At 71.8% G+C, this 5,393-nt stretch carries 7 protein-coding genes; 3 read left to right on the top strand and 4 right to left on the bottom strand.

Features of this window, described 5'->3' with window-relative positions:
• The 3 genes from ABDW35_RS31505 to ABDW35_RS31495 form a co-directional block, all read left to right on the top strand.
• On the top strand, window positions 1–857 hold an 857-nt coding region (locus ABDW35_RS31505), incomplete at its 5' end, for an ATP-binding cassette domain-containing protein (protein WP_343717796.1).
• Complete coding sequence (locus ABDW35_RS31500) at window positions 826–1,491, top strand: methionine ABC transporter permease (protein ID WP_343717795.1); 666 nt, start codon at window positions 826–828, stop codon at window positions 1,489–1,491. The genes ABDW35_RS31505 and ABDW35_RS31500, both read left to right, overlap by 32 nt.
• A 30-nt stretch (window positions 1,492–1,521) precedes the next feature.
• On the top strand, window positions 1,522–2,301 hold the full coding sequence (locus ABDW35_RS31495; protein WP_343717794.1) for a MetQ/NlpA family ABC transporter substrate-binding protein: 780 nt from the start codon (window positions 1,522–1,524) through the stop codon (window positions 2,299–2,301).
• A gap of 68 nt (window positions 2,302–2,369) precedes the next feature.
• On the opposite strand, the gene ABDW35_RS31490 is transcribed toward ABDW35_RS31495, so the two are convergent.
• The 4 genes from ABDW35_RS31490 to ABDW35_RS31475 form a co-directional block, all read right to left on the bottom strand.
• Window positions 2,370–2,813: a DoxX family protein gene (locus ABDW35_RS31490; protein WP_343717793.1), complete on the bottom strand. Its 444-nt coding sequence runs from the start codon at window positions 2,811–2,813 to the stop codon at window positions 2,370–2,372.
• Window positions 2,814–2,858: 45 nt separating this feature from the next.
• Window positions 2,859–4,010, bottom strand: coding sequence for a helix-turn-helix transcriptional regulator (locus ABDW35_RS31485; protein WP_343717792.1), 1,152 nt, complete (start codon window positions 4,008–4,010; stop codon window positions 2,859–2,861).
• 81 nt (window positions 4,011–4,091) lie between these two features.
• Window positions 4,092–4,928 carry an alpha/beta fold hydrolase gene (locus ABDW35_RS31480; protein WP_343717791.1) on the bottom strand — a complete coding sequence of 279 codons (837 nt, stop codon included), beginning with the start codon at window positions 4,926–4,928 and terminating at the stop codon, window positions 4,092–4,094.
• The coding region (locus ABDW35_RS31475) for an NAD-binding protein (RefSeq protein WP_343717790.1) at window positions 4,925–5,393 on the bottom strand (469 nt) is incomplete at its 5' end. The genes ABDW35_RS31480 and ABDW35_RS31475, both read right to left, overlap by 4 nt.

Below are 5,393 nucleotides of genomic sequence, written 5' to 3'. Positions count from 1 at the left end.
CCGAGCTGACGGCCCTGCCGGAGACGGCCCTGCGCGCCGAACGGCGGAAGATCGGCATGATCTTCCAGCACTTCGCCCTGCTCTCCTCCCGCACCGTGTTCGACAACGTCGCCCTGCCGCTGGAGCTGGCCGGCCTCGACCGCCGCAGCATCGCGGCGCGGGTCGACCGGCTGCTGGAGCTGGTCGGCCTGACCGACAAGCGCGACCGCTACCCGGCCGAGCTGTCAGGCGGGCAGAAGCAGCGCGTCGGCATCGCCCGGGCGCTGGCCAGCGAGCCGAACGTGCTGCTGTGCGACGAGGCGACCTCCGCCCTCGACCCCGAGACCACGGCCTCGATCCTGCAGCTGCTGGCGAAGATCAACCGCGAGCTGGGCCTGACCATCGTGCTGATCACCCATGAGATGGCGGTGATCAAGGCGATCTGCCATCGCGTCGCGGTGCTCGAGCAGGGCCGCGTGATCGAGGAGGCGCGGGTGTTCGACCTGTTCACCCGGCCGCAGACCGCAACGGCTCGCGCCTTCGTCGCCAGCGTCACCGGCGCCGAGCTGCCGGAGGCGCTGGCTGACCGGTTGTCCGAGGCGCCGCTGGCCGGCGGCGAGACCGTGCTGCGGCTGGTCTTCGCCGGGTCGCAGGCCGGCACCACCGCGCTGGGCCAGCTGGCCCGGCGGCTGGGCATCGACGCGGCGCTGCTGCACGGCCGGGTCGACAGCGTGCAGGGCGCGCCCTTCGGCACCCTGATCGTGGCGATCCCCGGCGGGCCCGAGGCGGCCCGGCCGGCGATCGACTTCCTCTCCTCCCTCAAGCTTTCCGTCGAGGTCCTGGGCCATGTCCCCGCAACTCTTCGCGCTGCTGGCTGACGCCGCCTGGGCGACGCTGTACATGGTCGCGGTCTCGGCCGCGATCGGCACGTTGCTGGGCGGCCCGATCGGCATCTGGCTGGCGACCAGCGGCAAGGGCGAGCTGTTCGCGGCGCCTGCGGCCAACCGCATCGCCGGGCTGGTGGTGAACGCCACCCGCTCCACCCCCTTCATCATCCTGGTGGTGGCGATCATCCCGTTCACCCGGCTGGTTGCCGGCACCTCGATCGGCACGACGGCGGCGATCGTGCCGCTGACTATCGCCTGCGTGCCCTTCATCGCCCGGATCATCGAGGCGGCGGTGCGCGAGGTCGACCAGAGCCTGGTCGAGGCGGCCAAGGCGATGGGTGCGACGCCGCTGCAGATCGTGCGCAAGGTGCTGGTGCCCGAGGCGATGCCCGCCATCGTGCTGGGCTTGACCCTGACCGTGGTCAGCCTGATCGGCTATTCCGCCATGGTCGGCGCGGTCGGCGGCGGGGGGCTGGGCGACCTGGGCATCCGCTACGGCTACCAGCGCTTCATGCCGGAGATGATGGCCGCCGTCGTGATCGTGCTGATCCTGTTCGTGCAGGCGGTGCAGATGGCCGGCGACCGGCTGGCCCGCCGGGTCAACAAGCGGCAGCGCCAGGCCTGAGCCGAACCAATCCGTTTCGAGGGGGATAGAATGAGCCTGAAGACGATTCTGGCCGCGGCGGCGTTCGCCCTGGCCGTGCAGCCGGCGCTGGCCGAGACCGTGAGGATCGGCGTCACGCCGGGTCCGCATGCGGAGATCCTGGAGAAGGTGAAGCCGATCGCCCATGAAAAGGGCCTGGACATCGAGATCGTCGAATTCTCGGACTACGTCGTGCCCAATGCGGCGCTCGACACCGGCGAGCTCGACGCCAACTCGTTCCAGCACGAGCCCTATCTGGTGAACGAGATCGAGAAGCGCGGCTACAAGCTCAGCAAGGTGGCCAACACCGTCACCTTCCCGATCGGCATCTACTCGAAGAAGATCAAGGCGATCGGCGAGCTGCGCGACGGCGCCAAGGTCGGCATCCCGAACGACCCGACCAATGGCGGCCGTGTCCTGCTGCTGCTGCAGTCGGCCGGGCTGCTCAAGCTGGCCGACGGCGTCGGGCTGAAGCCGACCATGCTCGACATCACCGGCAACCCGAAGAATCTCCAGATCATCGAGCTGGACGCGGCGCAGTTGCCGCGGTCGCTGGACGACACCGACATCTCGGCGATCAACACCAACTACGCGGTCGAGGCCGGGCTGGACCCGGCCAAGGACGCGATCCTGCGCGAGGCCGCCGACGGCCCCTATGTCAACATCATCGCGGTGCAGACCGCGCGCAAGGACGAGCCCTGGGTGAAGATCCTGGTCGAGAGCTACCACACCGACGCGGTCAAGCAGTTCCTGGCCGACCGGTTCAAGGGCGCCGTGGTCGCGGGCTGGTAAGCGCGCCGACCATCGAGCGAATGAAGGGCGCGCGGTCGCAGGGTCGTGCGCCCTTTCTCTTTGGTGGATCAGCCTTCGCCGGGGCCGCTGTCGAGCGAATGGCGGCCGCCGCCCGTGCCGGCGATGAAGAGCAGCCCGCCGAGCACGGCCAGGTTGCTCATGAAGATCGCGAAGTCGAGCTCGAACCGGCTCGGCGCCGAGTCCCAGAACGGGTGGAACAGCACGGTGGCGACGACGGTGAAGCCGGCCAGGGCCAGCGCCGCCGCCCGGGTGTGCCAGCCGAGCAGCAGGAAAGCGCCAGCGACGATCTGCAACGCCGCGGCGGCAGCCAGCAGCAGCTCGGGCTGCGGCAGGCCGCGGTCCTGCACCATCGCCACCATTGAGGCCCATTCCGGGATCTTGGAGAGGCCGGCGGCGAAGAACACCAGCGCCAGGCACAGCCGGCCGGCGAGCTGGACGAGGTCGAGCCCGGAATTCCGCTCGGTGTGATGTACGACCATGGTTGAGGACATGAAACGGTTCGCTTGTGCAGTCGTTATGCCCGGAACCTAAGCCGATCATTGTGGCCGCGCCGTGTCCGTCATCACACCGGCAGCGCGGCGAGCCAGCCGGCTCTCCCGCGCCAGGTCGGTCAGCAGCCGGATCAGCGTGCCCTGCCGCCGCGTGCCGGTCTTGTCGAAGACCGAGCGCAGCTGGGTGCGCAGCGTCTCCCGGCTCAGCCCCAGCTGCCCGGCGATCTCGGACAGGGAGAAGCCGTCATGCAGGGCGGCGGCCAGCCGCACCTCGGCGCGGCTGAGGCCGAACAGCGCCGGTAGCACGTCGCCGAAATCGTCGCTGCCGGCGCCGCTGGGGGTCAGGAACAGCGCCGCCGCGGCCCGTGGCATGGCGAACCCGGCCGGGCGTCGGTCCGGCAGGCGGCAGGCGCTGGCGATCAGCGGCACCCCGCCACCGGCCAGCAGCTTGACGCCGCCGGTACGCGGCCCGGGCTCCAGCGTCGCCGCGATCAGCCCGCGCAGCGCCGTGGCCTCGGCGGGATCGGCGGAGCGCAGCCGGCTGCCGCGCAGCTGCAGCCGGCCACCCTCGACCAGCCGGACGGCCATGGCGTTGACATGCACCACCCGGCCGTCGGCGCCGAGCAGCACCACGGCCCGGTCGAACCGGTCGAGCACGTCTTCGGCGGCTCGGGCACGGCCGGCCAGCCCCTCGATCCGCTGTGTCAGCGCCAGCGACCGGCGGATATGCGGCACCACCAGGTCAAAGCGCCCCGCCTCCTCCGGCGTGAAGGGGCCGGCCCGACGGGGGCGGCGCACGCTCATGCCGGCGACGCCGTCGAAGGCCGGGTCGATCGCCGCCATGGTCCAGCGGCAGTTGTTCTCGTCCAGGAAGGCGCCGAAATCCTGGCGGTCGAGCCAGGCCGGGTCGACCACGAGGTGGCAGGGCTGCACGGTGGGCGGCAGACGCCGCCAAGCCGGCAGGCGGGGGTCCTGCAGCGCATAGTCGCGCAGATACCGGGCATGCGCCGCGGCGTCGTAGCCGACGGCGACATTGAAGAACGGCGCCAGGGCGCCGGCCTCGAACACCAGGATCTGCCCGAAATCGCCGCCGGCCCAATGGCAGATGTCGGTCAGGACCTGCTGCCACGCCGTCAGATCGCTGCCGGCATCGTAGATGCGGCCGATCAGATCGCTGAGATGCTCGACTGTGTCCATGCGGCCTCCGCCGCGTTCCGGCTGCCATCCCACTCAAGACCCGCCCGGCCGGGACGGCAAGTCCGGGCGGGCGCGACAGAGTCACCCGGCCGCCGCGATCTCCTCGATCCGCCGGTTGACCTCCGCCGCCGCCTCGATCGGCAGCATGTGGCGCTGGCCGGGAAGCAGATGCACCGCCACCGCAGGCGGCAGGAAACGGGCGTGGTCCACCGGCACAATCGCGTCATCCGTGCCCCACAGCACCTGCACCGGACCCCTCAGCTCTGCCAGCCGATCGCGCAGCACCAGGCGCTGGCGGCCGGGGGCGAAGCACTGGTCGGCCAGGCGGCGCAGCGTCGCGCGCACGCCGGGGCCGCGCAGCGCTGCCAGCACCAGCTCGCCCAGCGCCGGCGTGACCAGGCCGGGATCGGCGTAGAGCGGCCGCAGCGCCGCGGCCAGCGTCGCCGGGTCGTCGGCGGCCAGCAGCCGGTCGATGAAGCCGGTGTCGGCCTCCGGCCCCAGCCCGGCGGAGGCGACCAGGGTCAGCGAGGCGGCGCGGCCGGGGCGCGACAGCGCCGCCTGCAGCGCCACCGCCCCGCCGAGGGAATGCCCCAGCAGATGGGCGCGGCCGATGCCGGCGGCGTCGAGGAAGGCCAGCAGCGCCTCGGCCAGGCCCGGCACGCCGCCGATGCCGAGATCCTGCGACGAGCCGCCGTGGCCGGGCAGGTCGAGGGCGTAGACCAGGTGGCGGGCCGAGAGCGGCACCTGGTTGGCGGCCCAGGTCAGCAGCTCGCCGCCGAAGCCGTGCACCATCACGATCGGAGGCCCCTGCCCCTCCCCCATGCGGCGGTAGCGGATCGCCCGGCCATCCGCCAGCGTCGCCATCTCGGTGCGGATTCCGCCGGCCGTGGCCGGGTGAAATGAGCCGGAGCGGCTCATTCCTCGATGCCGGCGAGGCGGAACTGCAGCTTGTGCACGGCGTTGGCCTGCAGCTCGCCATAGCCGGCAACCAGGGCGGCGCGGTACAGCTCCGCCGTCAGGGCGGTGCCCGGCATCGGCACGCCGCTGGCGCGGCCGAGATCGAGCATCAGCCCGATATCCTTGGCCATGTTCTTCAGGTGGAAGGCCGGCGAGAAGTCGTTGGCCAGCGTCTTGCGCGCGGCGCCGCGGATGACGCTGGAGGAGCCGCCGAAGCGGTCCAGCACCTCGATGACCCCGTCGGCCGCCAGCCCGTTCTTGCGGGCCAGGGCCAGGCCTTCGCCCAGCGCCGCGGTCTGCGCCGCCGACAGCAGGTTGCCGATCAGCTTCATCACCGCGCCGGCGCCGCTGGGGCCGAGATGGTGCACGCCGCCGGAGATCGCCTCGAGGATCGGTCGCACCGCCTGCAGCGCCGCGGCGTCGCCA

Source organism: Inquilinus sp., from assembly GCF_039594555.1.
Lineage (GTDB): Bacteria > Pseudomonadota > Alphaproteobacteria > DSM-16000 > Inquilinaceae > Inquilinus.
The sequence above is the reverse complement of the archived record's forward strand: the minus strand, read 5'-3'. Positions and strand labels throughout refer to the sequence as shown.

What these genes read in the sequence shown, in the direction of transcription:
- ABDW35_RS31500 (WP_343717795.1), top strand. Translation starts at nt 826, where the DNA reads ATGTCCCCGCAACTCTTCGCGCTGCTGGCTGACGCCGCCTGGGCGACG.
- ABDW35_RS31495 (WP_343717794.1), top strand. Translation starts at nt 1,522, where the DNA reads ATGAGCCTGAAGACGATTCTGGCCGCGGCGGCGTTCGCCCTGGCCGTG.
- ABDW35_RS31490 (WP_343717793.1), bottom strand. Translation starts at nt 2,813, where the DNA reads ATGTCCTCAACCATGGTCGTACATCACACCGAGCGGAATTCCGGGCTC.
- ABDW35_RS31485 (WP_343717792.1), bottom strand. Translation starts at nt 4,010, where the DNA reads ATGGACACAGTCGAGCATCTCAGCGATCTGATCGGCCGCATCTACGAT.
- ABDW35_RS31480 (WP_343717791.1), bottom strand. Translation starts at nt 4,928, where the DNA reads ATGAGCCGCTCCGGCTCATTTCACCCGGCCACGGCCGGCGGAATCCGC.